The sequence below is a fragment of the Holzapfeliella sp. JNUCC 80 genome (assembly GCF_053667655.1).
Map to the genome: position 1 here is coordinate 266,926 of NZ_CM132205.1, position 26,592 is coordinate 293,517.

At 36.4% G+C, this 26,592-nt stretch carries 37 protein-coding genes; 32 read left to right on the plus strand and 5 right to left on the minus strand.

Features of this window, described 5'->3' with window-relative positions; translation table 11 throughout:
- Nucleotides 1-8: 8 nt before the first annotated feature.
- From JNUCC80_RS01300 to JNUCC80_RS01405, 22 genes are all read left to right on the plus strand, one after another.
- Nucleotides 9-194: a type Z 30S ribosomal protein S14 gene (locus tag JNUCC80_RS01300; RefSeq protein WP_339968951.1), complete on the plus strand. Its 186-nt coding sequence runs from the start codon at nt 9-11 to the stop codon at nt 192-194.
- 27 nt (nt 195-221) lie between these two features.
- A complete protein-coding gene (rpsH, locus tag JNUCC80_RS01305; protein ID WP_339968953.1) occupies nt 222-620 on the plus strand; it encodes a 30S ribosomal protein S8 in 399 nt (132 codons plus the stop codon).
- Nucleotides 621-647: 27 nt separating this feature from the next.
- Nucleotides 648-1,178, plus strand: coding sequence for a 50S ribosomal protein L6 (gene rplF, locus JNUCC80_RS01310; RefSeq protein ID WP_454143313.1), 531 nt, complete (start codon nt 648-650; stop codon nt 1,176-1,178).
- Nucleotides 1,179-1,207: 29 nt separating this feature from the next.
- A complete protein-coding gene (gene rplR / locus JNUCC80_RS01315; protein ID WP_454143311.1) occupies nt 1,208-1,567 on the plus strand; it encodes a 50S ribosomal protein L18 in 360 nt (119 codons plus the stop codon).
- 19 nt (nt 1,568-1,586) lie between these two features.
- Nucleotides 1,587-2,087 carry a 30S ribosomal protein S5 gene (rpsE, locus tag JNUCC80_RS01320; protein ID WP_454143309.1) on the plus strand — a complete coding sequence of 167 codons (501 nt, stop codon included), beginning with the start codon at nt 1,587-1,589 and terminating at the stop codon, nt 2,085-2,087.
- 13 nt (nt 2,088-2,100) lie between these two features.
- On the plus strand, nt 2,101-2,286 hold the full coding sequence (gene rpmD / locus JNUCC80_RS01325; protein ID WP_056974534.1) for a 50S ribosomal protein L30: 186 nt from the start codon (nt 2,101-2,103) through the stop codon (nt 2,284-2,286).
- Between the two features lie 20 nt (nt 2,287-2,306).
- Nucleotides 2,307-2,747, plus strand: a complete 441-nt coding sequence (gene rplO / locus JNUCC80_RS01330) for a 50S ribosomal protein L15 (protein ID WP_454153076.1) — start codon at nt 2,307-2,309, stop codon at nt 2,745-2,747.
- Complete coding sequence (gene secY, locus JNUCC80_RS01335) at nt 2,747-4,051, plus strand: preprotein translocase subunit SecY (RefSeq protein ID WP_454143306.1); 1,305 nt, start codon at nt 2,747-2,749, stop codon at nt 4,049-4,051. Before rplO ends, secY begins: the two co-directional genes overlap by 1 nt.
- 11 nt (nt 4,052-4,062) lie before the next feature.
- Nucleotides 4,063-4,719 carry an adenylate kinase gene (locus tag JNUCC80_RS01340; RefSeq protein WP_454143304.1) on the plus strand — a complete coding sequence of 219 codons (657 nt, stop codon included), beginning with the start codon at nt 4,063-4,065 and terminating at the stop codon, nt 4,717-4,719.
- A gap of 69 nt (nt 4,720-4,788) precedes the next feature.
- Nucleotides 4,789-5,010, plus strand: a complete 222-nt coding sequence (infA, locus tag JNUCC80_RS01345; RefSeq protein ID WP_056974530.1) for a translation initiation factor IF-1 — start codon at nt 4,789-4,791, stop codon at nt 5,008-5,010.
- Nucleotides 5,011-5,040: 30 nt separating this feature from the next.
- On the plus strand, nt 5,041-5,154 hold the full coding sequence (gene rpmJ, locus JNUCC80_RS01350; protein WP_056974529.1) for a 50S ribosomal protein L36: 114 nt from the start codon (nt 5,041-5,043) through the stop codon (nt 5,152-5,154).
- Nucleotides 5,155-5,180: 26 nt separating this feature from the next.
- Complete coding sequence (gene rpsM / locus JNUCC80_RS01355; protein ID WP_056974528.1) at nt 5,181-5,546, plus strand: 30S ribosomal protein S13; 366 nt, start codon at nt 5,181-5,183, stop codon at nt 5,544-5,546.
- 23 nt (nt 5,547-5,569) lie between these two features.
- Complete coding sequence (gene rpsK / locus JNUCC80_RS01360; RefSeq protein ID WP_339968974.1) at nt 5,570-5,959, plus strand: 30S ribosomal protein S11; 390 nt, start codon at nt 5,570-5,572, stop codon at nt 5,957-5,959.
- A 47-nt stretch (nt 5,960-6,006) separates the two neighbouring features.
- Nucleotides 6,007-6,945 (plus strand): DNA-directed RNA polymerase subunit alpha, encoded by a 939-nt coding sequence (locus JNUCC80_RS01365; RefSeq protein ID WP_056974526.1) that lies wholly within the window; start codon nt 6,007-6,009, stop codon nt 6,943-6,945.
- Between the two features lie 28 nt (nt 6,946-6,973).
- On the plus strand, nt 6,974-7,354 hold the full coding sequence (gene rplQ / locus JNUCC80_RS01370) for a 50S ribosomal protein L17 (RefSeq protein ID WP_339968978.1): 381 nt from the start codon (nt 6,974-6,976) through the stop codon (nt 7,352-7,354).
- A 182-nt stretch (nt 7,355-7,536) separates the two neighbouring features.
- The gene (locus tag JNUCC80_RS01375) at nt 7,537-8,385 is read left to right on the plus strand and encodes an energy-coupling factor transporter ATPase (protein ID WP_454153077.1); all 849 of its coding nucleotides are present in this window, start codon (nt 7,537-7,539) and stop codon (nt 8,383-8,385) included.
- On the plus strand, nt 8,361-9,233 hold the full coding sequence (locus JNUCC80_RS01380; protein ID WP_454153078.1) for an energy-coupling factor transporter ATPase: 873 nt from the start codon (nt 8,361-8,363) through the stop codon (nt 9,231-9,233). Before JNUCC80_RS01375 ends, JNUCC80_RS01380 begins: the two co-directional genes overlap by 25 nt.
- Nucleotides 9,226-10,023, plus strand: a complete 798-nt coding sequence (locus JNUCC80_RS01385; protein ID WP_454153079.1) for an energy-coupling factor transporter transmembrane component T family protein — start codon at nt 9,226-9,228, stop codon at nt 10,021-10,023. Before JNUCC80_RS01380 ends, JNUCC80_RS01385 begins: the two co-directional genes overlap by 8 nt.
- Before the next feature lie 17 nt (nt 10,024-10,040).
- Nucleotides 10,041-10,799: a tRNA pseudouridine(38-40) synthase TruA gene (truA, locus tag JNUCC80_RS01390; RefSeq protein ID WP_454153327.1), complete on the plus strand. Its 759-nt coding sequence runs from the start codon at nt 10,041-10,043 to the stop codon at nt 10,797-10,799.
- A gap of 117 nt (nt 10,800-10,916) precedes the next feature.
- Nucleotides 10,917-11,360: a 50S ribosomal protein L13 gene (gene rplM, locus JNUCC80_RS01395; RefSeq protein WP_454143294.1), complete on the plus strand. Its 444-nt coding sequence runs from the start codon at nt 10,917-10,919 to the stop codon at nt 11,358-11,360.
- A gap of 13 nt (nt 11,361-11,373) precedes the next feature.
- Entirely contained in the window at nt 11,374-11,769 is a 396-nt protein-coding gene (rpsI, locus tag JNUCC80_RS01400) for a 30S ribosomal protein S9 (RefSeq protein ID WP_056974520.1), read from the plus strand.
- A 138-nt stretch (nt 11,770-11,907) separates the two neighbouring features.
- Nucleotides 11,908-12,387 (plus strand): NUDIX hydrolase, encoded by a 480-nt coding sequence (locus JNUCC80_RS01405; RefSeq protein ID WP_454153080.1) that lies wholly within the window; start codon nt 11,908-11,910, stop codon nt 12,385-12,387.
- A gap of 32 nt (nt 12,388-12,419) precedes the next feature.
- Here the strand turns inward: JNUCC80_RS01405 and argH are convergent, their stop codons facing one another.
- Together argH and JNUCC80_RS01415 are read right to left on the minus strand one after the other, a co-directional pair.
- Nucleotides 12,420-13,790 carry an argininosuccinate lyase gene (argH, locus tag JNUCC80_RS01410; RefSeq protein WP_454153081.1) on the minus strand — a complete coding sequence of 457 codons (1,371 nt, stop codon included), beginning with the start codon at nt 13,788-13,790 and terminating at the stop codon, nt 12,420-12,422.
- 19 nt (nt 13,791-13,809) lie between these two features.
- The gene (locus JNUCC80_RS01415) at nt 13,810-15,015 is read right to left on the minus strand and encodes an argininosuccinate synthase (protein ID WP_454153082.1); all 1,206 of its coding nucleotides are present in this window, start codon (nt 15,013-15,015) and stop codon (nt 13,810-13,812) included.
- A 263-nt stretch (nt 15,016-15,278) separates the two neighbouring features.
- Here JNUCC80_RS01415 and JNUCC80_RS01420 point away from each other — a divergent pair, with 263 nt between their 5' ends.
- Together JNUCC80_RS01420 and JNUCC80_RS01425 are read left to right on the plus strand one after the other, a co-directional pair.
- Nucleotides 15,279-16,169 carry a cation diffusion facilitator family transporter gene (locus JNUCC80_RS01420; RefSeq protein WP_454143288.1) on the plus strand — a complete coding sequence of 297 codons (891 nt, stop codon included), beginning with the start codon at nt 15,279-15,281 and terminating at the stop codon, nt 16,167-16,169.
- A gap of 18 nt (nt 16,170-16,187) precedes the next feature.
- Nucleotides 16,188-16,862, plus strand: a complete 675-nt coding sequence (locus tag JNUCC80_RS01425; RefSeq protein WP_454153083.1) for a 2,3-bisphosphoglycerate-dependent phosphoglycerate mutase — start codon at nt 16,188-16,190, stop codon at nt 16,860-16,862.
- Nucleotides 16,863-16,906: 44 nt separating this feature from the next.
- On the opposite strand, the gene JNUCC80_RS01430 is transcribed toward JNUCC80_RS01425, so the two are convergent.
- From JNUCC80_RS01430 to JNUCC80_RS01440, 3 genes are all read right to left on the minus strand, one after another.
- The gene (locus JNUCC80_RS01430; RefSeq protein ID WP_454153084.1) at nt 16,907-18,244 is read right to left on the minus strand and encodes a C1 family peptidase; all 1,338 of its coding nucleotides are present in this window, start codon (nt 18,242-18,244) and stop codon (nt 16,907-16,909) included.
- 83 nt (nt 18,245-18,327) lie between these two features.
- A complete protein-coding gene (gene rpiA, locus JNUCC80_RS01435) occupies nt 18,328-19,017 on the minus strand; it encodes a ribose-5-phosphate isomerase RpiA (protein WP_454153085.1) in 690 nt (229 codons plus the stop codon).
- Nucleotides 19,018-19,041: 24 nt separating this feature from the next.
- The gene (locus tag JNUCC80_RS01440) at nt 19,042-19,323 is read right to left on the minus strand and encodes a GNAT family N-acetyltransferase (protein ID WP_454143280.1); all 282 of its coding nucleotides are present in this window, start codon (nt 19,321-19,323) and stop codon (nt 19,042-19,044) included.
- A gap of 107 nt (nt 19,324-19,430) precedes the next feature.
- Here JNUCC80_RS01440 and JNUCC80_RS01445 point away from each other — a divergent pair, with 107 nt between their 5' ends.
- From JNUCC80_RS01445 to JNUCC80_RS01480, 8 genes are all read left to right on the plus strand, one after another.
- Nucleotides 19,431-19,970, plus strand: coding sequence for a dUTP diphosphatase (locus JNUCC80_RS01445; RefSeq protein WP_454153086.1), 540 nt, complete (start codon nt 19,431-19,433; stop codon nt 19,968-19,970).
- A gap of 13 nt (nt 19,971-19,983) precedes the next feature.
- A complete protein-coding gene (radA, locus tag JNUCC80_RS01450; protein ID WP_454153087.1) occupies nt 19,984-21,360 on the plus strand; it encodes a DNA repair protein RadA in 1,377 nt (458 codons plus the stop codon).
- Between the two features lie 65 nt (nt 21,361-21,425).
- Complete coding sequence (gltX, locus tag JNUCC80_RS01455; RefSeq protein WP_454153088.1) at nt 21,426-22,910, plus strand: glutamate--tRNA ligase; 1,485 nt, start codon at nt 21,426-21,428, stop codon at nt 22,908-22,910.
- A 117-nt stretch (nt 22,911-23,027) separates the two neighbouring features.
- Nucleotides 23,028-24,446 (plus strand): cysteine--tRNA ligase, encoded by a 1,419-nt coding sequence (gene cysS / locus JNUCC80_RS01460; protein WP_454153329.1) that lies wholly within the window; start codon nt 23,028-23,030, stop codon nt 24,444-24,446.
- Nucleotides 24,436-24,855, plus strand: a complete 420-nt coding sequence (locus JNUCC80_RS01465; protein WP_454153089.1) for a Mini-ribonuclease 3 — start codon at nt 24,436-24,438, stop codon at nt 24,853-24,855. The genes cysS and JNUCC80_RS01465 overlap by 11 nt, the downstream gene beginning before the upstream one ends.
- Nucleotides 24,836-25,594, plus strand: a complete 759-nt coding sequence (gene rlmB, locus JNUCC80_RS01470; RefSeq protein WP_454153090.1) for a 23S rRNA (guanosine(2251)-2'-O)-methyltransferase RlmB — start codon at nt 24,836-24,838, stop codon at nt 25,592-25,594. Before JNUCC80_RS01465 ends, rlmB begins: the two co-directional genes overlap by 20 nt.
- Before the next feature lie 115 nt (nt 25,595-25,709).
- Entirely contained in the window at nt 25,710-26,282 is a 573-nt protein-coding gene (locus tag JNUCC80_RS01475; protein WP_454143268.1) for an RNA polymerase sigma factor, read from the plus strand.
- Between the two features lie 65 nt (nt 26,283-26,347).
- A complete protein-coding gene (locus JNUCC80_RS01480) occupies nt 26,348-26,566 on the plus strand; it encodes a P8 family protein (RefSeq protein WP_454143266.1) in 219 nt (72 codons plus the stop codon).
- The last annotated feature ends 26 nt before the right edge of the window (nt 26,567-26,592 follow it).

Genomic DNA, 26,592 nt, shown 5'->3' on the forward strand with positions numbered 1-26,592 from the left:
TCAATTAATTGGCTAAGAAATCACAAATTGCTAAAAACCATCGTCCAGCTAAGTTTTCAACACAAAGCTACACAAGATGTGAAAGATGTGGACGTCCACATTCTGTTTACCGTAAGTTTAAACTATGCCGTGTTTGCTTGAGAGAATTAGCACATAAAGGTCAAATTCCTGGCGTTAGAAAAGCAAGCTGGTAAAAATCTGAAAAAAGGAGGCAGCACATCATGGTCATGACAGATCCAATCGCAGATTACTTGACACGAATCAGAAATGCCAACATGGTAAAACACGATTCATTAGAAGTTCCTGCATCAACAATGAAAAAAGCGATTTCTGAAATTTTGAAGAATGAAGGCTTTATTCGTGATTACGAAGTTATCGAAGATAACAAACAAGGAATCATCAAAGTATTTCTTAAATATGGCAAAAATAACGAACGCGTTATTACTGGCCTAAAACGTATTTCTAAACCTGGTTTAAGAACTTACGTTGGTGCAAATGATGTACCTAAAGTTCTTAACGGATTAGGAACTGCAATTATCTCAACATCAAATGGTGTAATTACTGACAGAGAAGCTCGTGCTAAAAATGTCGGTGGCGAAGTGCTCGCTTACATCTGGTAATTTTTTGAAAGAAAAGGAGGGAAACTCATGAGTCGTACTGGTTATAAAACAATTATTGTACCAGAATCTGTAACAATCACTAAAAATGGTGACGACGTTACAGTTAAAGGACCAAAAGGTGAAGTAACACGCTACTTTGATCCTAAAATTACTTTTGAACAAAAAGATAACGAAATCAACTTTGAACGTCAAAGCGATGACGACAAAGCACTTCATGGAACAATGCGTGCTAACTTAAACAACATGGTTCTTGGTGTAACTGAAGGTTACTCTAAAGCATTATCTCTTGTTGGGGTTGGTTACCGTGCACAAGCTCAAGGTCAAAAACTAACATTAAACGTTGGTTACTCTCAACCTGTTGAAATGACAATTCCAGAAGGTATCGAAGTTGAAGTACCTTCAGCAACAGAACTTGTTGTTAAAGGAATTAGCAAACAAGCAGTTGGCCAATTTGCGGCAGAAATTCGTGATACACGTCCTCCAGAACCTTATAAAGGTAAGGGAGTTCGTTACAAAGACGAAATCGTACGTCGTAAAGAAGGTAAAACTGGTAAATAATTAACTTAGAAATTATATGAGGTGATACTGTGATTACTAAACCAGATAAAAACAAAACACGTCAAAGACGCCATAAACGCGTTCGTGGTAAAATTTCTGGAACTGCTGAGCGCCCACGCTTAAGTATTTTCCGTTCAAATAAAAACATCTACGCTCAAGTAATTGATGACGTAGCGGGTGTAACGCTTGCAAGTGCCTCAACTCTTGATAAAGATGTTAAAGATGACGCTACAAAAGTAGAACAAGCTAAACAGGTTGGTGCTTTAGTAGCTAAAAGAGCAAAAGATGCTAAAATTGAAACAGTCGTATTCGACCGTGGCGGTTACTTATACCAAGGCCGTATTCAAGAATTAGCTGACGCTGCTCGTGAAAATGGACTACAATTTTAATAAAGAGGAGGTTAACTAAATGGCAAATATCGATCCATCTCGTTTAGAATTAGAAGATCGTCTAGTTAGTATTAATCGAGTAACTAAAGTTGTTAAAGGTGGACGTAGACTTAGATTCGCTGCTATCGTAATTGTAGGGGATAAAGCTGGCCACGTAGGTTTTGGTACTGGTAAAGCTCAAGAAGTTCCTGAAGCAATTAGAAAAGCTGTTGAAGCTGCTAAGAAGAGTTTGATTGAAGTGCCAATGGTTGGTACAACAATTCCTCATGAAATTGTTGGTCAATTTGGTGCTGGAGACATTCTTTTGAAACCTGCTGAAGAAGGTTCTGGAGTTGCTGCAGGTGGCCCTGTTCGTGCCGTTCTTGAACTTGCTGGTGTTGCTGATGTTACAAGTAAATCACGCGGAAGTAACACACCAATCAACGTTATTCGTGCAACATTAAACGGATTAGACAACTTAAAAACTAAAGAATCAGTATCTGCACTTCGTGGTGTAAATGCTGATACATTGCAAGGCTAGGAGGAAGTTATAGATGGCTCAATTAAAAATCACTTTAAAAAGAAGCGCAGCTCATCGTCTTCCAGCCCAAAGAAAAATTGTTAAAGAATTGGGATTAGGTCGCGTACATAGCTCAGTTATCAAACCTGATAACGACGCTATTAGAGGTGCACTATTCAAAATTTCTCATCTTATTGATGTAGAAGAATATAAAGGTTAATCACAAGGAGGTGCTCGGTTATGAAACTTCACGAATTAAAACCTGCTGAAGGATCAAGAAAAAACCGCAAACGTGTTGGTCGCGGAACTTCATCTGGTGTCGGTAAGACAGCTGGTCGTGGACAAAAAGGTCAATTAGCACGTTCAGGTGGTAAAACACGTATTGGTTTTGAAGGTGGTCAAATGCCATTATTCAGAAGAATGCCAAAACGTGGATTCAAAAACGTTAATCGTAAAGAATACGCTGTTGTCAATCTTTCCGATTTAAATCAATTTAAAGAAGGTACAGAAGTAACACCTGCTTTATTAGTAGAATCTGGTTTAGTTAAGAAAGAATTATCTGGTGTTAAACTTCTTGCCAACGGTGATCTTAAAGTTAAATTAACTGTTAAGGTTAACAAATACTCTGAAGCTGCAAAATCTGCAGTAGAGGCTGCTGGCGGTTCAATTGAGGTGATCTAATGTTCACCACTTTGAAAAACGCATTTAAAGTAAAAGAAATTCGTTCTAAGATTTTCTTCACATTGTTTATTTTGCTACTATACCGCATTGGGTCACACATTATCGTCCCTGGCGTTAACGCAAGTGCGTTAGCTAATCTAACAAAAAGTGGAACAACAAGTTTAGTTCCAATTTTAGATACAATTAGTGGTGGTGGCTTGGCAAATTACTCCATCTTTTCGATGGGGGTTTCGCCATATATTACGGCACAAATTGTTGTGCAGCTACTCCAGATGGATATTGTACCTAAATTTGTGGAATGGGGTAAACAAGGTGAAGTTGGCCGTCGAAAGATAAATCAGGTGACAAGATACTTATCAATTGTGCTTGCATTTATTCAAAGTATTGGAATCACTTTAGGTTTTAATGCGTTAAGTGGCTTAGGTTTAGTTAAATCACAAACTCTATCATCTTATATAACGATTGGTATTATTTTAACAGCGGGAACCATGTTACTAACATGGTTAGGTGAACAGATTACAGATAAAGGTATTGGTAATGGTGTATCGATGATTATCTTTGCCGGTATTGTGGCAAGATTTCCACAAAGCGCGCATGAGTTATATCGTGACGCCATTACAAACAACAATCCAGCCGATCGTGGACAAGGCGCACTATTTTTAGTCGCTGTTGTTGTAGCGATATTGATTATTACGATGATTGTGACATATGTCCAACAAGCTATTCGTAAAGTCCCAATTCGTTACACAAGAAGAGCAACTAGTGGTGGATCAGAAAGTTATCTTCCATTGAAGGTTAACGTTGCTGGTGTTATTCCAGTTATCTTCGCTAGTTCTCTTATTGCCACACCGGCAACGATTTTAGTAGCCTTTCAAAATTCTCATGGTGAAGAAGCATGGTTCAAAATCATGAATAATATCTTCAGCATGCAGACTCTAACAGGAGCTCTAGTTAATACATTATTGATTGTATTATTTACTTTCTTCTATGCCTTTGTACAAGTTAACCCTGAAAAAGTGGCTGAAAACTTGCAAAAGCAAAGTGCATTTATTCCAGGCGTTTGGCCAGGACAAGAAACACAAAAATACATTTCAAAATTATTGATGAGACTTTCAGTAGTCGGCTCCATCTTTTTAGGATTTATTTCCTTAATTCCACAACTTGCTTCAAATATCTGGGGATTACCTAGTTCAATCGGACTTGGCGGAACCAGCTTACTGATTGTTATCGGTGTTGCACTTGAAGCAATGCGTCAATTAGATGGATTACTGATGAAACGAAAATATGTTGGATTTATTAGATAGGCTGTTTAAAAATGAAAAATATTATTTTAATGGGGCTTCCGGGTGCTGGTAAAGGTACTCAAGCCGAAATGATTGTAGATAATTATAATATTGCCCATATTTCAACGGGTGATATGTTCCGAGAAGCAATGGCCGAAGGAACCAAGGTAGGACTTGAAGCTAAATCATTTATTGATGCTGGTAACTTGGTTCCAGATGAAGTGACAGCTAAGTTAGTTGAAGAAAGACTTGGCAAAGCTGATACAGATGATGGATATATTTTAGACGGTTTTCCTAGAACAACCGTCCAAGCAGAAATGCTTGAATCAATCACAGCAAATGTCAATAAACCATTGCAAAAAGTAATTAATATTGAAGTTGATACAAAACTTTTAGTTGAACGTTTATCAGGTAGATTTATTTGTCGAGACTGTGGCGCAACATATCATAAAGTTTTCAACCCAACAAAAGTTGAAAACACATGTGATCGTTGTGGTGGCCACAACTTTTATCAACGTGAGGATGATAAACCCGAAGTTGTTAAAAAACGTATCGAAGTTAACTTAGAAATGAACACACCATTGATCGATTTCTATCGTGAAAAAGGGTTACTAGTTTCAGTTGATGGAACTCGTTCTCGTGATGAAGTTTTCGCTGATATCAATGAAGCTTTAAGTTCGTTGAATTAGTATTTATTGTTCTAAAGTGGTATAATATTTTGCTGTAGTATATCGTGTTAAACAATCAGGAGGAAAATTTTGGCAAAAGATAATGTCATCGAAATCGAAGGTACAGTGGTTGATACTCTTCCTAATGCAATGTTTAAAGTTGAGTTAGAGAATGGGCATACAATTTTAGCTCACGTTTCTGGTAAAATTAGAATGCACTACATTCGTATTTTGCCTGGTGACAGAGTGACTGTTGAATTGTCTCCATATGATTTAACTAAAGGCAGAATCACTTATCGTTTTATTAAGTAGTAGATTTAGACAACTCAGGAGGTTATCAAGATGAAAGTAAGACCATCTGTTAAACCAATGTGTGAAGATTGTAAAGTAATTAAGAGAAATGGCCGCGTTATGGTTATTTGCTCAAATCCAAAACACAAACAAACTCAAGGATAATAATTTATAAATACGGAGGTGTTATAATGGCTCGTATTGCTGGTGTTGACTTACCCAGAGATAAAAGAATCGTAGTTGCATTAACATACATTTATGGTGTAGGTAATACAACTGCTGCAAAAATCTTAGCTGATGCTGGTGTGTCTGAAGACATTCGTTCTAAAGACCTAACCCCAGATCAAGAAGATAAAATTCGTGCGGAAGTAGATAAAGTCCGTGTCGAAGGTGACCTAAGACGTGAAATTAGTTTAAACATTAAACGTCTTAAAGAAATCGGTTCATACCGTGGTATCCGTCACCGTCGTGGTTTACCTGTACGTGGACAAAACACAAAGAACAACGCAAGAACACGTAAAGGTCCAAAAGTTGCCATTGCTGGTAAGAAAAAATAAGAACTAATTAAGGAGGGAAATTAATGGCTGTTAAGAAAACTTCTCGTAAACGTCGTAACAAGAAGCATATTGAATCTGGTGTGGCACACGTTCACTCAACATTCAATAATACTTTAGTGATGATTACAGATGTTCAAGGTAACGCTGTTGCCTGGTCTTCTGCAGGATCATTAGGATTTAAAGGTAGTCGTAAATCAACACCATTTGCTGCTCAAATGGCATCTGAAGCTGCTGCTAAACAATCTATGGAACATGGATTGAAGAGTGTTGAAGTTGCAGTTAAAGGTCCAGGTGCTGGACGTGAAGCTGCTATTCGTGCTTTACAAGCAACAGGTTTAGAAGTTACAGCAATTCGCGATGTTACGCCTGTTCCTCATAATGGATCAAGACCACCAAAACGTCGTCGTGTTTAATTATTTGCTGAATAAAGCACTATACGTTTTGAAAGGGGTCCCAATTTATGATTGAATTTGAAAAACCAAGTATAACAACTGTTGAACAAGATAGTAGTTATGGTAAATTTGTTATTGAGCCTTTAGAACGTGGCTATGGAACGACGTTAGGTAATTCACTACGTCGCGTATTGCTTGCTTCCTTACCAGGAAGCGCAGTATCATATGTCCAAATTGATGGTGTGTTACATGAATTTTCAACGATTGATGGCGTTGTCGAAGACGTTACTCAAATCGTTTTGAATTTAAAACAACTTTCATTAAAGTCTCTTTCAGAAGAAACTAAAGTTGTGGAAATTGATGTAGTGGGACCTGCACGCGTAACAGCAGCAGACTTGCAAGTAGATAGCGAAGTTCAAGTATTGAACCCTAGCCAATACATTGCAGAAGTTGCTGAAGGCGGACATTTACACATGAACGTTGCCATTAAACAAGGTCGCGGTTATGTTTCTGCTGATCAAAACAAAACAGATGACATGCCAATCGGTGTTGTTCCAGTTGACTCATTGTTTTCACCAATTGATCGTGTAAACTATCAAGTGGAAAGCACTCGTGTAGGGCATCGCAATGACTATGATAAATTGACGCTTGAAATCTGGTCCAATGGCTCAATTGCACCAAATGATGCACTTAGTTTAGCCGCAAAGATTTTGACAGAACATTTAAATGTCGTTGTTGAAATGTCTGATGAAGCACAACTTACTGATATCATGGCAGAAAAAGAAGAAGCAAAAGAAGAACAAAAGCTTGAAATGACTATTGAAGAGCTTGATTTATCTGTTCGTTCTTACAATTGTTTAAAACGTGCAGGAATTAATACTGTACAAGACTTATCTGACCGTTCTGAATCAGATATGATGCGTGTTCGCAACCTTGGACGCAAGTCATTAGAAGAAGTTAAACAAAAACTATCAGATTTGAATTTATCTTTACGTCAAGAAGACTAAACATAAAAGTGTTAAAGGAGGGAAAGCTATGGGTTACCGTAAATTAGGTCGTAATAGTTCTCAAAGAAAAGCTATGTTGCGTGATTTATCAACTGATTTATTAATTAATGAACGCATTGTGACAACTGAAACTCGTGCTAAAGAAGTACGTAAAGCAGTTGAAAAAATGATTACTTTAGGTAAACGTGGAGACTTACACGCTCGTCGTCAAGCTGCAGCGTTTGTTCGTAACGAAGTTGCTGACATCCGTGAACAAGAAGAAGATGTAGTTGTACAATCTGCTTTACAAAAGTTATTTAGTGATATTGCACCTCGTTACAAAGAACGTAATGGTGGTTACACTAGAATTTATAAAACAGCACCTCGTCGTGGTGACGGTGCGCCAATGGCTATTATTGAATTAGTTTAATAATATCTATTACTTAAAAAACGATCATTTCTTAGATGTGAGAAATAGCGTAATGATGATGGAATTTATTCCAAGTCTAGCTTAGATAATAATTAAAAATTTATTATCCCATCTTTGAATGATTTTTTTTTTGCTCAAAATTTACTATAATGGAAGCTATAAAATAATAAGTGGGTAAAGATATGAGCAAAAATATAATAGAAGTTAAGAATTTAACCTACACTTATTCTCAAAATGAACAGCCAACATTAAAAAATCTCAGTATCTCGATTCCTGAGCAAAGTTGGACGTGTATTTTGGGACATAATGGTAGTGGAAAGAGTACTTTAGTTCGCTTACTTACGGGACTTAAAGAGCCAGACACTGACTCTCAATCGCAAATTCTAATCAATAGTGTTGAAGCATCCGAAGAAAAGTGGTTTGATATTCGTAATGACTTAGGTATTGTCTTTCAAAATCCGGATAACCAATTTGTTGGTGCAACGGTAGAAGACGATATTGCATTCGGTCTTGAGAATCGAAATATCGAACCAGATGAAATTGAACGACGCATTCAAGAAGTGTTAGACTTTGTCAAAATGTCAGAGTTTCGAAAGATGGAGCCGTCAAAACTCTCTGGTGGTCAAAAGCAACGTGTCGCCATTGCTGGTATTTTAGCAATTAGGCCTAAAATTATTATTTTAGACGAAGCGACGAGTATGTTGGATCCACAAGGACGAAATCAGATTCACCAAGTCATTCAAGAAATTAAGTCAAAATATCAAGTGACCGTTATTTCAGTAACGCATGATATTGAAGAAGCAACAAAGGCAGATAATATCTGCGTGTTGTCTGATGGCCAGTTAGTTAAACAAGGAACACCAAAAGAAGTGTTAGTCGATGAAAAATGGTTGACCGAGATGGGACTGATGTTACCGTTTGCTAAACAATTATCGGTTGAACTAGGTCAACATCATGTTAGTGTTCCGCGTGATATTTTAGATGAAAGTGAGCTAATTGAATACCTGTGGAAATTAAATTCGAAAACGTAAGTTATATCTATAGTCAAGGGACTGAGCTCCAAAAGTACGGCTTATCCGACATTAACTTTAAAATTAAATCAAAAAGTTTTACAGCCATTGTTGGCCATACGGGTAGTGGTAAATCGACGTTAATTCATCAAATTAACGCTTTACTCAAGCCTTCAAAAGGCAATGTGCGCATTGGTGATGATTTTGTGATTAATAACGAAACAACGGGTAAAGGACTCAAACCATTACGTCAAAAAGTTGGCATGGTCTTTCAGTTTCCTGAAAATCAATTATTTGAAGAAACAGTTATTAAAGATATTATGTTTGGTCCACTTAACTTTGGGTTTAGCCGTAAGGAAGCAGAGGAGTCTGCTTATTATTGGTTGAAGCGAGTGGGATTAGACGAGTCACTGGCACAAAAATCCCCTTTTGAACTATCGGGTGGTCAAATGAGGCGTGTTGCAATTGCTGGTGTTATGGCCAGCAACCCAGAAGTGTTAATTCTAGACGAGCCTACAGCAGGACTAGATCCAGTTGGTCAAAAAGAAATTCTATCCTTATTTAAGGATTATCAAAGTCAAGGGCATACAATTGTGCTAGTCAGTCATGATATGGATATTGTTGCTAATTATGCTGATGAAGTATTAGTATTAGAAGGTGGCAAGTTGCTCAAACAAGAGTCACCGCAAACATTATTTCAGGATGAAGCGTGGTTAAAGGCGCATGCCTTGAATCAACCAAAAGTGACTAATTTTGCACAAAAATTAGCAGCTAAGGGCTTTGAGTTTCAGTCAATGCCAATTACGATGACCGAATTAGTCACTGTTTTAGCATCAAAATTTGGTGGAAAGTTGGCTGAAGATGGATAGATTTTTATTAGGACAATACATTTATGGAAATTCTTATGTGCATCGACTCGATCCACGCGCAAAGTTGCTAGGAACATTTGGATTTATTATTTTAATTTTTCTTGCTAATAATTTTTGGACATATGGCGTTATTGTTTTATTCACGCTTTTTGCAGCTTATATGACAAAAATATCAGCCAAAATTTATTGGCAGGGATTGAAGCCGATGATGTGGTTGATGATATTTACCGTTGTTCTACAGATTCTCTTCACTAATGGTGGTGATGTGTATCTCAAATGGGGAATTATAACGATTTCTCAATACGGTATTATTAACAGTATTTTTATATTGGTACGGCTATCATCAATCATTTTCATGTCGACTATTTTAACAATTACAACACCGCCAATGTTAATTGCAGATGCTTTTTCATCTTTGTTGAAGCCATTGAAAAAAGTGAAGTTTCCTGTTGATCAATTCTCAATGATTTGTTCAATTGCCTTGAGATTTGTACCAACGTTAATGGAAACTGCAACGAAAATCATGAACGCTCAACGTGCTAGGGGAGCAAGCTTCAATGATGGAAATATTTTGAAAAGAATTAAGTCAATTATTTCAATGTTAATTCCGTTATTGATTAACAGTATGAAAATTGCCATCGACTTGGCAGAATCAATGACAGCAAGAAATTATCAACTAGGTCAACCTAGAACACAATTTAGACGCTTAAAATGGCACAAGACGGATTTATACGTCTTATACTACTTTGCTATTCTAACTGTCTTATTAATTGTTTTGAGGAGGTTTTAAGCGTGCCACGTTACAAAATGCAAGTACGCTATGATGGCCACGATTTTCACGGATTCCAAAGACAACCTAACCTAAGAACGGTTCAGGGTGTGATTGAATCTGGTCTAAAGAGAATGATGAAAGGTCAAGAAATAATAACCCACGGATCGGGAAGAACAGATGCTGGAGTGCATTCGTATGGCCAAATCATTCATTTTGACTTTCCAAATGAAATTCCCGCTATTAATATGTTAAAAGCATTGAATAGCTTAATGCCTCTTGATGTAGAGTTTGTGGAATCACAAATTCAAGAAGGCTTTCACAGTCGTTTTGATGCAAAAGCAAAGTGGTATCAATATCGTGTGGATTGTGGCCGATATACAGATCCTTTCAAGCGTTTTTATACCGGTCACTATCCTTATCCACTTGAAGTTGAACGCATTCAGACAGCCTTAAAAGACTTGATAGGTGAGCATGATTTCACAAGCTTTGCAGCAAGTGGCGGTGTGATTGAAGATAAAGTTCGAACAATTTATTATGCTAACGTGACAGAAGACAAAGCAAATAATGAATTGATTTTTGATTTTATTGGGAATGGATTTTTGTATAATATGGTTCGCATATTAGTTGCGACCGCACTTGAAATTGGAAATAATCGACGTGATATTCACGACTTTATTAGACTATTTGAAGTGAAAGATAGACAACAAGCACGTGGAACTGCTCCGGCTAGCGGACTTTATTTGAAAAAAGTTTTCTATGATGAGGTTCCACAAAAATATCGACAAGATATTTGAATATAGTTGACATTTCTAGAAATGTATAGTAAATTATTATCTGGTATTGTTTGTCCACGATAAGCCCCGGAAACTTATTGTATTATCAAACATGCGAAGAAACTGGAGGAAAAAACATTGCGTACAACCCCATTAGCTAAACCAGGTGAATTCAACCGTAAATGGTATGTTATCGATGCAAGTGGCGTCTCATTAGGACGTGTTTCAACAGCTGTTGCAACACTTCTAAGAGGTAAAAACAAACCTCAATACACACCAAACGTTGACACTGGTGATAACGTTATTTTAATTAATGCAGAAAAAATTGTTTTGACTGGTAATAAAGCTAGCAACAAGATTTACTACCGTCACAGTAACCACCCAGGTGGATTAAAATCTGTTTCAGCAGGTGAATTATTGGAAAATAATCCACAAAGATTAGTTGAATTATCAGTAAAAGGAATGCTTCCTAAAAATACTTTAGGTCGTCAGCAATTCTCAAAATTACACGTCTATGCTGGTTCAGAACACGAAAACCAAGCTCAACAACCCGTTGAACTAGACATTCAAACACTAATCTAAGGAGGAACTTATTGTGGCTCAACAAGTAGCATATCTTGGAACTGGTCGTCGTAAGAATTCCGTAGCTCGTGTACGTTTAGTACCTGGCTCAGGTCAAGTTACAGTTAACAACAAAAAAGTTGAAGACTACATTCCATCAGCAATCTTAATTCAAGACTTAAAACAACCTTTAGCAATCACTGAAACTGAAGGTTCATACGATGTATTTGTGAACGTTAACGGTGGTGGATTCTCAGGTCAATCTGGTGCTATCCGTCATGGTGTCGCTCGTGCATTGTTACAAATCGACCCAGATTTCCGCGGTCCTTTAAAACGTGCTGGTCTACTAACTCGTGACCCTCGTATGAAAGAACGTAAGAAACCAGGTCTTAAAAAAGCTCGTAAATCAGCACAATTCTCAAAACGTTAATTTGTTGTTTTACACATCAAAAAACACTCTCCATTTGGAGGGTGTTTTTTTGTGTGATTTTATGGTTATAATAAGGCTAATATTTGGCTAATTAATATAAATTATTTCAGCTAGTTTTGAATTAGGGTGGATAAAAGTATGAAAACAACTAATCATTTTGGTGTTTATGGTGTTTGCTATGAGAGTCAAAAATTATTATGTATCAAGAAAAATGCGGGTCCTTATAAAAATAGATTAGATCTTCCAGGGGGAAGTCAGGAATCTGGCGAGGGATTGACTGAAACGCTGGTTAGAGAAGTATCTGAAGAAACAGGATTTACGGTATTATCTTATTCTAATCCTAGAATATATGATGCGATTGTTAGAGAAGAAAGAGCAAATTTTGCTGTTCATCATATTATGGCTTTCTATGATTTTAGAATAGATAATACTGTCAATAAGAAAGCGTTACCTGAACTAGTAGCTGATGGTAAAAATAATTCTGATTCAATAATCTGGGTTGAACTATCTGATATAGATATTCAAAACGTCTCACCATTAGTTTTAAGAGCCAAAGAAGAACTACAAGGAAATCCGATTTTGGATAAAATGGTATATAATAATTGGCAAGTTAAATAACAAAAAAGCATGGCTACAATCAGCCATGCTTTTTATAATTCTTGTTTAGCAATATCAATTTGATGTTGAACTTGATCAAAGCCAGTGCCACCAAATGAATGGCGGTTTTTAACAGCGTGATAAGGATCAAGTTTGTCATAAACTTCAGTTGTGATATTGGGATTAATCGCTTGATAATCACTTAAAGTGATATCTTGCAAGTAAGTGCCTTTATGAATACAATCTAACACTAATTTGCCGACAATTTCATGAGCCTCTCTAAAGGGGGTTCCTAAGTTAGCTAGGTAATCGGCAAGTTCTGTCGCATTTGAGAAGTCTTTTTTCGTTGATTGGGCCATATTCTCATGATTGACAGTCATCGTCTCAACCATACCTGACATGACTTTTAGACAATGAGTGATGGTGTTAGCACTGTCGAACACACTATGTTTGTCTTCTTGCATATCTTTATTATAGGCAAGAGGCAACCCTTTCATTGTAGTTAACAACTGCATCAAATTACCATAAACACGTCCAGTTTTACCCCGAATGAGTTCAGCCATATCGGGGTTTTTCTTTTGGGGCATGATAGAACTACCAGTTGAATAAGTATCAGATAATTCCACAAACTTAAATTCATGACTACACCATAAAATAATTTCTTCACAAAAACGGGATAAGTGCATCATCAGTAATGAGCTATTACTCAAAAATTCCAAAATAAAATCACGATCACTAACAGCATCTAAACTATTGGGGTAAACGTCTGCAAAGTCAAGTTCACTAGCGGTTAGTTGACGATTAATAGGGAAGGTTGTCCCAGCAAGAGCGGCACTTCCTAGCGGTGAAATATCAACACGTTTAAGACTCTCAGTAAATCGTTCTTCATCACGTTTTAGCATTTGATAGTAAGCCATCAAATGGTGACCAAATGAAATGGGTTGAGCATGTTGCAGATGGGTATACCCAGGAAGAATCGTTTCAACATTATTTTGAGCTTGGTCAACTAGCACTTTTCTGAATTGATTAATTAATTTAATGACCTCATGAGTCGCATCTTTAACGTATAAATGAATATCTGTTGCCACTTGGTCATTACGACTACGAGCGGTATGTAGTTTGCCTGCAACAGGACCAATTTGTTCCGTTAGAAAACTTTCAATATTTAGGTGAATATCTTCGTTTTCGACTGTGAATTCAAGTAAACCCTGATGAATCTTTTCTTGAACTTGTTTAAGTCCAGTTGTAATTTGATTGACTTCATCTTCAATTAAAATACCTGTTTCACCTAACATTTTGACGTGTGCAAGACTGCCTGCAATATCTTGATCAGCTAGTTGTTGATCAACATCAATTGAGGCACCAAATTCGTCAATCCAGTGTTCATTTTTGCCGTCAAAACGACCTCCCCAAAGTTTTTTCATTATAATCACCCTTCATTACTTAATTTAAATTTGCTTTTGTTTTGACTTCTGATTGGACTTTACTTGGTAATCCCCAAAGTTTGATGAAGCCAACTGCTGCATCTTGGTCAAAGGTATCTGCTGAAGTATACGTTGCTAGGTTTTCATCATAAAGGCTATTAGCTGATTGACGACCTTCGCAGATAACATTACCTTTGTATAATTTAAGACGGACATCACCGTTAACATATTTTTGAGTGCTCTTTAAGAATGCGATTAAAGCGTCAGTTAGTGGGTTAAACCAAAGACCGTCATAGATGATTTGTGATAATTGTTGTTCAATAACAGGCTTGAAGTGAGCGAGTTCGCGAACAAAAACCAAATCTTCTAATTCTTTATGGGCTTTAAGTAGTGTCATAGCCCCCGGACATTCGTAAACTTCACGGGATTTAATACCAACTAGACGGTTTTCAATGTGATCGATACGGCCAATACCGTGTTTACCTGCGATATCATTTAATTTTAAAATAAGCTGTGCTAGTGGTAGTTCTTCATGATTAAGTGCAACAGGGATGCCAGATTCAAATTTGATTTCAATTGTTTCAGCTTCGCCTGGTGCTTCTTCAAGAGAATTCGTAATGTCATAAGCGCCTTCAGGAGGGGTTTGCCAAGGGTCTTCTAAAATACCACATTCACAAGCACGTCCCCACAGATTCTGGTCAATTGAATAAGGATTATCCAAGTTTGCTGGAATTGGAACATTATTTTTGATAGCGTAGTCGATTTCTTGTTCACGAGACCATTTCCATTCACGAATAGGTGCAATAATTTTAAGATTAGGATCTAGTGCTGCAATAGCAACTTCAAAACGAACTTGGTCATTTCCTTTACCTGTACAACCATGTGCAATAGTCGTTGCGTTTGTTTCATGCGCTAGTTCAACTAATTTTTTAGAAATGAGCGGACGGGAAAGTGCGGAAACAAGTGGGTAGGAATCTTCATAGAAGGTGTTACCTTGTAATGCAATTAAAGCAAAGTCTTGTGCAAATTCTTCACGCGCATCAATTGCGTAAGATTCGCTTGCACCAACTTGTAATGCTTTTTGTTTAATCGCTTCAGTATCTTTGCCTTCACCAATGTCTAAACAACAAGCGATAACCTCATAACCTTCATCTGAAAGCCACTTAATAGCGACAGATGTATCTAGTCCACCGGAATATGCTAAAATAATTTTTTCTTTTGTCATAATAAAACGCCCCTTTAATTTTTCTTTAATTATTATGGGTTAATAGTAGCAGTCAAAGCTAGCCGAATCAATGATTTTTGGATAATTATACAAAAATAAAGAATATTCATTTTGAGTTTGTTTTATTATCAAGTGATTGAGCCAATCAAGATGTATATTTTTTAGCGTGTTTTTTGAGACCACAGTTAAAAAAAGTGTAAAAGATATCAAAATTAAACCGTTTGTTATAAAATAAAGACAGAAAAACAAAAGGAGATATCGGTATGAAAGATAAAGTTTCAAAGAATTTCTTTAGTGTGGCCATCCTTAATGTTGTTATCACATTAGCGGAATTCATTGGTGGATTTATGTCAGGATCGTTGGCTTTACTTTCAGATGCTGTGCATAATTTAGGTGATGTGGGCGCTATCATTTTATCTTTTGTCGCACATTTAATCGGAAAGAAGAAGCAAAATTCAAATAAGACATTTGGTTATAAACGAGCTGAAATTATCGCAGCATTTGTGAATGCATTTATTTTACTGGCAATGACGGTTTATTTGGTAATTGAAGCTTTTGAGCGATTAAATGATGAAGTGACAATTGATGGCGAGTTGATGTTGATTATTGCTGTAATTGGCTTGATTGCTAACTTTATTTCAATGTTAGTGATGCACCAACATTCAAAAGATAACGTCAATATTAAGTCAGTATTCTTACATATGTTGTCTGATGCATTATCCTCAATAGGTGTTATCATCGCAGCAATTTTGATTAATGTTTATCATATTATGTGGATTGATGCGGTTATTACGGTGATTGTATCAGTTGTTTTAGGGTATGAAGCTATTAAAATTCTAAAAAACACATTGAATATTTTAATGGAGTCAAACCCAAATGTTGATTTAGAAAAAGTTGAATCAGACTTATTAAAACTGGACTTAATTAATGCTGTGCATCATGTTCATGTTTGGCAATTCAGTGATGCAGAAATCATGTTAGATGCGCATATTAATGTCGATTCAAAAATCAAAGTCGAAAAGCTAGATGGACTATATGATCAAATTAATCATGTATTGAAGCAAAACTTTGGGATTTCACATGTTACAATTCAAGTAGAAAGTGCCAGAGGACTTAACGAAAAGATTATTCCTCATGGTGAAAATGAACAGTAAGAGTCAGGAGGTTAAAATGTGGTAAATCTGTTATTAGTGAGGCATGGACAAAGTACTGCAAATGCAACGAATACTTATACAGGCTGGAATGATGTTGATTTAACAAAAGAAGGTGTTTCTCAAGCTAAAGCAGCGGGCTATAAGCTCGGTCAAATTGATGATATCAACATAAAAAAAGTGCACACTTCAGTTTTGAAGCGTGCAATTAAAACAGCAAACATTATATTAGAAGAGCAAAGGTTGTTATACTTGCCCATGTTGAAAAGTTGGCGTTTGAACGAACGTCACTATGGTGGGTTAGGTGGCTTGAATAAAGATGAAACACGTCAAATGTATGGTGTTGAGACTGTTCAAAAATGGCGCCGTAGTTTTGATGCCATCCCACCAAAATCAGACAATAAACATTTTGACCATCGTTATCATTTGATTCCACAAAAATCATTGCCAGCATCAGAAAGTCTTAGAATGGCTAGTAATCGTATAATTCCGTATTTTGAGGAGCAGATTGCACCTGAATTGCTGTTGGGCAATGATCAGCTTGTAGTAGCACATGGTAGTACAATTAGAGCACTTATTAAATATTTGGAAGCAATCAGTGATCAAAATATTGATGGTGTTGAAGTGAATAATAGTGAAATTATTCAATATCAGTTAGATGATAAGTTAGCGATTTTAGCTAAAAAAAGGTATTAAAAAAGAGCGAACAGTTAAGTTCACTCTTTTTTGTTTGCCGATTATTATTCAGCTAATGCACCCATTGGATCCCAAGGAGCTAATACATGTGCTTCTGAGTTTTCGTAGATGTCTTTTTGGTCAGCAGTTAAGAATTTTTTGTTAATAACAACTTGGTAAGTAAATTCTTCAAACCATGAGTCGCTCATCACAAAGTAACCTTTATGACCGACTTTATCTCCCCATGAGTTTTCAACTTTCCAACGAGTTGGTTGACCTTCAACTAAGTCAACACCTGTGATAACCATAGCGTGAGTCATTAGACTTTCAGCGTAACCTAAACGATCACCTTTAGTCATGTGTAAATCAACATCGAATAGTTCATCTGGTTTGTAAATTTCAGTATCCATAATACCAGCTTGACGGTCTGAACTTTGACCAACATCTGAACCAAACCAAACGGTTTCGCCAGCTTCTAGTTGGGCAATTGTTAGACGTTTTAGTTCTTCAATTTCAAGATTTAAGTGACGAACTTCACGTCCACCTACAACGTTTCCTAGTAGTTCAACATTGTAAGCTTGGTTAAATGGTTTATCTTCAGTTGGGGCGTTGATAACAGAAACGTAATCTTCAAGGTTCCAGCCAATGTATTTTTCAAAGAATGATTGAGGTGTTAATTGTGCATCACGATGGTATTTTTTGTCTGTATCGCGGTATTCAAAATCAAATGTTTTAGGAGGGTTACCCAAAGCATAAGCTAGCATACGGTAAACTTCGCTTAAGAATTCGTTTTTGCGAGCTTCAACTTGTTCTCTAGGTGTTTCTTCGTCCATTAAACGACGTAATTCAACAGCATCACGACGTAATTTTAAGTTCAAGTTTTTGTTTAGTTGAGCAGATTTTGTAGCACTGAATGTTTCAGGCATTACTGATTTAGGAACTAAACCATATTTTTGAACTAGGGCTACTAACATATCCCATTGACCACCATCTTGTTGAGGTGTTGTTAATAAGAAATCAACTTTACGGTCACCAAGAGGTAAATCTGAAGTTTCGATAACATTTTCGTAGAAGAAGTTTGCTTTTTCGAACTTGTCCCAGAAGAATGTAAAGTTTTGTGATAATTCAAAACCATTGATTTTGAATTCTTTTTGGAATGGGTGACGCATTGTGTTCAATGCAGCAAACATCCAGCAACGACCTGATTGTTTTTGGTTTGAAACTTCGCCAGTTTCAACTTCTACTGAAAAAGTAGGGTCCATTGCAATTTGTGAATCCATGTTTTGACTACTTGCATTAATCCCGTTAGTCATAACTGCGCGTTGTAAAACACGTGCTGAAGGGTATTGTGCAAAATCTTGTTCGATTTTAACTAAATCTTGTTGTGAAATATCTTTAGACATAAAGGTTCCTCCTATGTAATTTGAATCTTGAAGTCATTGTACCTCAAATCAATTGATTTTTCTAATATTTTATTAATATTTTATTAACGAATATTATCGATACAATTTGGGCCTTCTTCACGACCAACGATGACAGTGTTGACTGTGTCAAGGAATAAACCGTGTTCAACTACGCCAACTTGGGATTTTAAGTATGCACCTAGTTCATGAGGATTTTGAATTTGACCTAAATGTAAATCAACAATTAAATTACCAAAGTGAGTTCTTACGTGTTCCCCATTTTCATTTAAGCGTAATTGAGGATTAAGCTCTTTTTGTTCAAATTGAAGCATTAATTGATGTTGCGCTTTGTCTAAAACCTCAACAGGTAGAGGGAAAGAACCAAATGGTTCAGCAATCTTACTTTCATCAACAATCCATAGGTTACGTTTTGAAGCAGTTGCAACAATTTTTTCTAGAGTGTGGGCAGCACCACCACCCTTAATTCCTTGATAGTCAGGGCTAATTTGGTCAGCACCATCAATAGTTAGGTCAAGTTCATCGATATCGTTTAAATCGACAACTTTGATTCCTAAGCTTTCAGCTTGACGTTTTGTTCTTGAAGAAGTTGAAACGGTTGTAATATTTAGATTTTCTTCTTTAATACGTTTGCCTAAAGCATCAACTAAAAATGTTACAGTAGAACCTGTTCCAAGTCCAAGTTTCATATTGTCGTGTATAAAGTTAGCACAAGCGTATTCAGCAGCAGATTTTTTTAATGTATTTTGATTCATGATGGGATTAGGTCCTTTCAATAATTAATGGTTATACCAAATTTTTTGATAGTCTTTGTTTTTGATAAATTCTTTTTTTGCATATGAACAAAGAGGTTGAACTTGTTGGTGATTTTCAATTGCAAAATCGACAACCTTTTTAACGAGTTCAGCTGCGATTCCTTGTCCGCGGAAATCTGGACGCGTAAAAGTATGTTCAATAACCAGTACTTGATTGTCTTTGATAGTATCAAATCGAATTTCAGCAACTAATTTTTGCTCGTCATCTAATTGATAAAAACGATTCTTTTCTTCTAAAAATTCCACATTATCACCTCCATCTCTATTGTCTAAGAATTTTTTGGTAATATCAATGAAATTATACTTTATCTTGTTTATAATAAACCTTACAAAATGAAATGAGGGAGCTCTTTATGAAAAAACGAGGATTTGAGATTGTAACACGATACCAAGGAATGGGATTAAATATTCCTAAAAGACAAACTAAAGGCGCAGCTGGTTATGACTTTGAAGCAGCTGAAGATTTTGAAATCCCATCAATTTGGCGATTGAATTTTGTCCGTATTTTTCGTTTGATCAAAAACGGCCATAAACTAACAAAACAAGACGAACAATTAGCTAATGAAACACTTCGTCCATTTTTAGTCCCAACAGGAATTAAAGCTTATATGGGTGAAGATGAGTATTTAATGTTAGCTAACCGTTCTAGTAATCCAATTAAGCGTCAATTAATTTTGCCTAACGGAATCGGGATTATTGACTCAGACTATTATGGTAATGAAAATAATGAAGGCGAAATTTTCATTCAGGTTTTAAACTTTGGACCTAGAACACTTAGAATTAAAAAAGGTGAACGCATCGGGCAAGGTATCTTCATGCCTTACTTAACGGTTGATGATGAATCAAATGATCAAAAGGAACGAACAGGAGGATTTGGTTCATCAGGTGAATAAAGGAGAATAGAGATTGGCGAAATCAAGAATAGAGTATACCTGTCAAAACTGTGGCTATCATTCGGCAAGTTATTTAGGAAGATGTCCTAATTGTCAGGCTTGGAATCAGTTTGTTGAGACTAAAAAAGAGTCGGCTAAAGTATCAAACAAAGCAACACCAAGTAGAAGAATGACAACAACAGGTATTCGACAACCGCAGCATCTAAAAGAAATTACGTCAACTAAAGAAAATCGAACATCAACACAGTTTGATGAGTTAGACCGTGTTTTAGGTGGCGGTGCAGTGAAAGGGTCATTAGTTCTTTTAGGTGGTGATCCAGGGATTGGAAAGTCAACGCTACTTTTACAAGTATGTGGTGAATTAGCTCAAAAACAAACAGTCTTGTATGTATCCGGGGAAGAAAGTCCGACTCAAATCAAAATGAGGGCCCAACGTTTAGGGATCGATTCTGAACAACTATATATTTATTCAGAAACCGATATGAGTGAAATTCGCCAACAAGTTAACGAAATGAAACCTGACTTTTTGATTATTGATTCGATTCAAACTATGAACGAGCCAGAATTGGATGCCGTTGTGGGTAGTGTGTCACAAGTGAAAGAAGTTACTTCTGAGCTAATGAAAATTGCTAAAAATGATCAAATCACAGTTTTTGTGGTGGGGCATGTGACGAAAAGCGGTGGTATTGCTGGACCAAAGATTTTGGAACATATGGTGGATACGGTTTTATATTTTGAAGGAGAAGCTCATCATGCATACCGCATTATTCGCTCTGTTAAGAATCGTTTTGGTGCGGCTAATGAAATTGGCATGTTTGAAATGAAGGGCGAAGGCCTTGCTGAAGTCAAAAATCCATCTGCTATCTTTTTAGATGAGCGATTGCCCAATAGTACTGGGTCTGCTGTTGTAGTTTCAATGGAAGGAACTCGCCCAATCTTGGTAGAACTCCAAGCACTGGTCACACCGACAGCATTCGGTAATGCTAAACGAACATCGACTGGACTTAACACGCATCGTGTTGCACTAATCATGGCCGTTCTTGAAAAACGTGGCGGATTATTATTGCAAAATCAAGACGCATTCTTGAAGGCAACAGGTGGTGTTCGTTTAGATGAACCTGCTATTGATTTAGCAATTGCCGTAGCAATCGCATCCAGTTATAAAGAAAAAGAGATTAATCAAACAGACTGTTTTATCGGTGAAATTGGCTTAACTGGTGAAATTAGACGTGTAACACAAATTGAAGATCGGATTAAAGAAGCACGTAATTTAGGGTTTAAACGTGTGTACATTCCTAAGAATAATCTGACAGAGTCATTGCGTCAGTCTGAAGGGATTGAAATCGTTCCTGTAGTGTCGATTCAACAGGCACTAAATTACCTGTTTTAAGCTTTGAATTTTTTAGAAGAAACCTGTACACTTATAGCGTATTACAAATGAAAGAGGCGTTTGGATTGAGTAAAAATAAAATGAGAGTGCGTTATGCACCAAGTCCTACAGGACACTTGCACATTGGGAATGCAAGAACTGCATTATTTAACTACTTATTTGCTAGACATAACAAGGGTAAGTTTATTGTTCGTATCGAAGATACTGACACAAAACGTAACATTGAAGATGGTGAAACTAGTCAATTAGATAACTTGAGATGGTTAGGAATTGACTGGGATGAAGGTCCAGATGTTGGTGGTAAATATGGTCCTTATCGTCAATCAGAACGTAAGGATATTTACTTAAAATATATTCAACAATTATTAGATCAAGGTTTAGCTTATCATTCATACAAAACAGAAGATGAGTTGACAGCAGAACGTGAAGCTCAAATCGAAAAAGGAATTGCGCCTCACTATGTTTACGAATACGCTGGTATGAGTGATGACCAAATTGCAAAATCACAACAAGAATCAGAAGCTAAAGGTCTAACACCTGTTGTTCGTTTCCGCGTGCCAAATGAACTTTACGAATGGGACGACATCGTTAAAGGTAAAATTAGCTTTGAAGGAAATACAGTTGGTGGCGATTTCGTTATTCAAAAACGTGACGGCATGCCAACTTACAACTTTGCGGTTGTTGTTGATGACCACTTAATGGAAATTTCACACGTTTTACGTGGAGATGACCATATTGCAAATACACCAAAACAATTAATGATTTATGATGCATTAGGATGGGAACGTCCACAATTCGGTCACATGACATTGATTGTGAATACTGAAACAGGTAAGAAGTTATCAAAACGTGATGAATCAATTTTACAATTCATCGAACAATATCGTGAACTTGGCTACTTGCCTGATGCAATGTTCAACTTCATTACTTTACTAGGTTGGTCACCAGTGGGTGAAGATGAGATCTTCTCAAAACAAGAGTTAATCAAAGCTTTTGATCCTGAAAGATTAAGCAAATCACCAGCGTCATTTGATGCTAAAAAACTAGAATGGGTTAACAACCAATATGTTAAAACAGCTAACCCTGATATGTTGTTAGATTTATCTCTACACAACTTAATCGAAAAAGGTTTAGTTGAAAAAGATCCAACTCCTGAAAAAATTGAATGGGTCCGCCAATTAGTTTCACTTTATGCTGAACAAATGAGTTACACAGCTCAACTTGCAGAATTTGCAGATATCTTCTTCAAAGAACCAGATACACTTTCTGAAGAAGCAATGGCAGAATTAGCTGATGAAACAGCACCTGTTGTTTTGAAAGCTTTCCACGATAAGTTAGAACAATTAGACCACTTTACAAGTGTTCAAATTATGGCTGTTATCAAAGAAATTCAAAAAGAAACTAAAGTTAAGGGACGTAAATTGTTCATGCCTGTTCGTATTGCAACAACACGTTCAATGCACGGACCTGGAATTGGTGAATCAATTGAATTGTTAGGTCGTCAAAAGACTATGAAACATATTCAACAAACACTAGATCAAATGAAATAAATTTAAAAGCGACTTGAGTTAGTCAAGTCGCTTTTTTTATTTTGCGGTTTATAATTGTGCTCACAACTTATATAATAAAACTATTCATTAAAAAACTAGAAGGGATCCGCAACGATGATAAAAATCTTCAATACGTTAACTCGAGAAAAAGAACCATTTAAACCTATTCATGAAAATGAAGTGAAGATGTATGTCTGTGGACCTACTGTATATAATTATATTCACATTGGAAATGCTAGAAGTGCAGTATCATTCGATACAATACGTCGTTATTTAGAATATAGAGGTTACCAAGTAACCTACGTTTCTAACTTTACTGATGTTGACGACAAGATGATTAACCAAGCTAAGAAAGAAGCGATTACGGTTGATGAATTAGCCAATCGTTTTATTGAAGCTTTTATGGCAGATACAAAAGCGCTAAATATCAAACCAGCTACTCATAATCCAAGAGCAACACACATGATTGCCGATATTATCGAATTTATTGAAGCTTTAGTTGAAAAAGGCTATGCTTATGAAGTTTCAGGTAATGTTTATTTCCGCGCTCGCCATTTCAAGCACTATGGCGAACTGTCAAAACAAAATATTGAACAACTTGAAAATGGTGCGTCACAACATTTAACGCAAGAAGAAGTAGCCACAAAAGAAGACCCACTTGATTTTGTTTTATGGAAACCTCAAAAAGAGGAAACAGAAATCGCATGGGATTCACCTTTTGGAAAAGGTCGTCCAGGTTGGCATATTGAGTGTTCAGTGATGTCAACTAAGTTACTTGGTGAAACTTTTGATATTCACGGTGGGGGACAAGATTTACAGTTTCCACATCACGAGAATGAAATTGCACAAAGTGAAGCGAAGACAGGTCATAAATTTGTGAATTATTGGATGCACAACGGTTTTGTAACTGTTGGTAACCAAAACGAAAAGATGAGTAAATCAGCAGGTAATTTTGTAACAGTTCACGATTTACTAAAACAAGAAGATGCTACCGTTTTGCGTTTCTTTATGGCCAGTACACAATATCGTCGTCCAATTCATTACAATGACGATAACATGCAAGAAGCACGTGAACGTGTGCAATACTTTAAGAACCTTTATCAAAATATTGATTACCGTCTAAATGACCAAACTTCATCTCAAGAAGATGTTGAGTTATCACAGCTACTTAACGAAAAAATTAGGGAATTCAAATCTGCAATGGATGATGATTTTAACGTTCAAAATGGTCTAACCGTTCTTTATGAATTGATGCGTGCGATTAATCAGCACTTACAAGAAGAAGCTGTTGACAAAACTGTTTTAGCCGACTTTAAATCAGAATTTGTCAAAATTATGACCGTTTTTGGTGTACAGTTTGACCAACAATCAGATAACTTGTCTGAAGAAGTAGAAGCATTAATTCAAAAGCGTGATGAAGCCAGAAGCCAAAAAGATTTCAAAACTAGTGATGAAATCAGAGACCAATTAAAAGAGATGGGGATTGTAATTGAAGACACTCCTCAAGGAACAAGGTGGAAGAGAAATGAAAATTAAAGATCCGTCAATTTTGAATGCCGTAACACTAGCCTATGTCGGTGATGGTGCATACGAAATTTTGATTCGTCAGCATTTAGTGGAATCTGGTATTGTGAGACCCAATCAGTTGCAAAAAACAGCAACGCAATATGTTTCAGCTAAAGCACAAGCAGCCTTAATCACACGTATGCAAGATGAAGACGTTTTGACTGATGAAGAGTTAGCAATCTTCATGCGTGGACGCAATGCTAAAAGTCATACAAAAGCAAAGAACACCTCAACTGCAACATACCACCTTTCAACAGGATTTGAAGCAGTCTTTGGCTTTTTATCATTGAATCATCAAGATGAGCGCGTGATTGAGTTAACGAAATGGTGTATTGAAAAAGTAGAATCAGGAGCAAATAATGAGTATAGATTCAAATAAAGTCTCAGAAGAATTTGTTTACGGTAAACATGCTGCCGTTGACTATCTAAAGAACAATGAAGGAACACGTGTTAACAAAATCTTCTTACAAAATGGTGTGAGTGCCGATTTTGAAAAGGAAATTAGAGGATTAGCTAAAAAAGCACGGGTTGTAGTCCAAGAAGTTCCCAAAAATAAAATTGAAAAATTAGTTGGTCATCAAACTAACCATCAAGGGATTGTGTTGACAATTGCTAGCTTTGAATATGCGGATTTAGATGAAACACTAGCTCAGTTAGAAGATAAAAATCCGATGATTTTGATGTTGGATTCAATTGAAGATCCTCACAACTTAGGCTCAATTTTGAGAACGGCTGATGCAACAGGTGTTGACGCGATTATTATTCCAAAACATCGTGCAACGGGATTGACAAGCGTGGTAGCTAAAAGTTCAACGGGTGCGATTAATCATGTGCCAGTTATTCGTGAAACTAACTTAGTTAATACTGTTAATAAGATGAAAAAAGCCGGTTTTTGGTTCTTTGGGACTGATATGAAAGGACAAGATTACCGTAAATGGGATGCAAAAGGTAAGACTGTTTTGGTTATTGGAAACGAAGGAAAAGGCATTTCAAGACTGTTAAAAGAACAAATGGATCAAATGTTAACTATTCCAATGGTTGGACATGTTCAAAGTTTGAATGCGGGTGTAGCAGCTGGTGTTTTAATGTACCAAGCTTTTACTTCACGTGAAGTATAAAAATAGAAGTGTTGCATATGCGACACTTCTATTTTTTTGATTAGATAAACCGAATGCTTAGGTTATTAAATTTATTATCTTGTTATAGTTAAAGAGCCACATGGAGGGGCAAATAATGAATAAGAAAACAGATAATGAATTAGTTAAGTTAGTCCGTCTATCTAATGACGATGCATTGAACGAGTTAGTTGTTCGTTACCAACCTATGATTAACCGTGTGAAATTTCATTACTTTTTGCGAGATTATGATGAAAGTGATTGGCAACAAGAAGCTATGATTATTTGTTATGAGACAACGAAGTTATTTAAAATTGAAAAAGCAGTTAAATTTGGGGGATTCTTCAAACTCAGATTGCATAATCACGCTAAAAGTTTGTTGAGAAGGGAGTCTGCTCAAAAGCGAAAATCACAGACAGAAGCTTTTTCTTATGAAAAGAGTTCTGAATTAGGGATTGTACCAGCTCAAGTTTATTATGAAGTGACACTTCAGACGTTGAGATTTGTTGATCATCGTAAGTTAAACAAACTAGTCCGGTTGCTGTCGCCGATTGAAGTAAAAGCATTACAAGTTATGCTGGGGGTTATAGATGAGAATTCTTTGACAGCTATTGAGCGTAAACAATTGAGAGCGGCAAAAGATCGGTGTCGGAAAAAAATATTACGATTTTTAGAAGAAGATGAGTCTTAATAATTGCATTTCGATGAAGGTGGAACTACACTAAGATTGTAAAAAATAAATAGGAGGTAGTTACTATGGCAACTGCATATGTTGATCAAAAATTATTATTGGACACTAAGATGTCTGATGCGTTTGATTGGAGCACTAGCGACATCCCTGTAAGAGATGCCCTATGGGACTACTTCATGGACCACAATAACAAGAACACATTGGAGACAGAATCAAAAATGCGTCCATTTATGGACTGTGAAGATTCAAAAATCAAAGAATTTGTCGAATCTCATTTGAAATAAGATTCATCCAAAAAGAACCGCTATTA

Bases quoted from the DNA above. Each gene is read 5' to 3' on its own strand.
- secY (WP_454143306.1), top strand. From the start codon at position 2,747: ATGTTCACCACTTTGAAAAACGCATTTAAAGTAAAAGAAATTCGTTCT.
- JNUCC80_RS01385 (WP_454153079.1), top strand. From the start codon at position 9,226: ATGGATAGATTTTTATTAGGACAATACATTTATGGAAATTCTTATGTG.
- rplF (WP_454143313.1), top strand. From the start codon at position 648: ATGAGTCGTACTGGTTATAAAACAATTATTGTACCAGAATCTGTAACA.
- rpsE (WP_454143309.1), top strand. From the start codon at position 1,587: ATGGCAAATATCGATCCATCTCGTTTAGAATTAGAAGATCGTCTAGTT.
- JNUCC80_RS01480 (WP_454143266.1), top strand. From the start codon at position 26,348: ATGGCAACTGCATATGTTGATCAAAAATTATTATTGGACACTAAGATG.
- truA (WP_454153327.1), top strand. From the start codon at position 10,041: ATGCAAGTACGCTATGATGGCCACGATTTTCACGGATTCCAAAGACAA.
- rlmB (WP_454153090.1), top strand. From the start codon at position 24,836: ATGAGTATAGATTCAAATAAAGTCTCAGAAGAATTTGTTTACGGTAAA.
- rpsK (WP_339968974.1), top strand. From the start codon at position 5,570: ATGGCTGTTAAGAAAACTTCTCGTAAACGTCGTAACAAGAAGCATATT.
- JNUCC80_RS01415 (WP_454153082.1), bottom strand. From the start codon at position 15,015: ATGACAAAAGAAAAAATTATTTTAGCATATTCCGGTGGACTAGATACA.
- JNUCC80_RS01475 (WP_454143268.1), top strand. From the start codon at position 25,710: ATGAATAAGAAAACAGATAATGAATTAGTTAAGTTAGTCCGTCTATCT.
- rpmD (WP_056974534.1), top strand. From the start codon at position 2,101: ATGGCTCAATTAAAAATCACTTTAAAAAGAAGCGCAGCTCATCGTCTT.
- rplO (WP_454153076.1), top strand. From the start codon at position 2,307: ATGAAACTTCACGAATTAAAACCTGCTGAAGGATCAAGAAAAAACCGC.
- rpmJ (WP_056974529.1), top strand. From the start codon at position 5,041: ATGAAAGTAAGACCATCTGTTAAACCAATGTGTGAAGATTGTAAAGTA.
- JNUCC80_RS01430 (WP_454153084.1), bottom strand. From the start codon at position 18,244: ATGTCTAAAGATATTTCACAACAAGATTTAGTTAAAATCGAACAAGAT.
- JNUCC80_RS01375 (WP_454153077.1), top strand. From the start codon at position 7,537: ATGAGCAAAAATATAATAGAAGTTAAGAATTTAACCTACACTTATTCT.
- rplQ (WP_339968978.1), top strand. From the start codon at position 6,974: ATGGGTTACCGTAAATTAGGTCGTAATAGTTCTCAAAGAAAAGCTATG.
- JNUCC80_RS01465 (WP_454153089.1), top strand. From the start codon at position 24,436: ATGAAAATTAAAGATCCGTCAATTTTGAATGCCGTAACACTAGCCTAT.
- argH (WP_454153081.1), bottom strand. From the start codon at position 13,790: ATGAAAAAACTTTGGGGAGGTCGTTTTGACGGCAAAAATGAACACTGG.
- JNUCC80_RS01445 (WP_454153086.1), top strand. From the start codon at position 19,431: ATGAAAAAACGAGGATTTGAGATTGTAACACGATACCAAGGAATGGGA.
- rpiA (WP_454153085.1), bottom strand. From the start codon at position 19,017: ATGAATCAAAATACATTAAAAAAATCTGCTGCTGAATACGCTTGTGCT.
- JNUCC80_RS01420 (WP_454143288.1), top strand. From the start codon at position 15,279: ATGAAAGATAAAGTTTCAAAGAATTTCTTTAGTGTGGCCATCCTTAAT.
- rpsH (WP_339968953.1), top strand. From the start codon at position 222: ATGGTCATGACAGATCCAATCGCAGATTACTTGACACGAATCAGAAAT.
- JNUCC80_RS01405 (WP_454153080.1), top strand. From the start codon at position 11,908: ATGAAAACAACTAATCATTTTGGTGTTTATGGTGTTTGCTATGAGAGT.
- rpsM (WP_056974528.1), top strand. From the start codon at position 5,181: ATGGCTCGTATTGCTGGTGTTGACTTACCCAGAGATAAAAGAATCGTA.
- JNUCC80_RS01365 (WP_056974526.1), top strand. From the start codon at position 6,007: ATGATTGAATTTGAAAAACCAAGTATAACAACTGTTGAACAAGATAGT.
- JNUCC80_RS01340 (WP_454143304.1), top strand. From the start codon at position 4,063: ATGAAAAATATTATTTTAATGGGGCTTCCGGGTGCTGGTAAAGGTACT.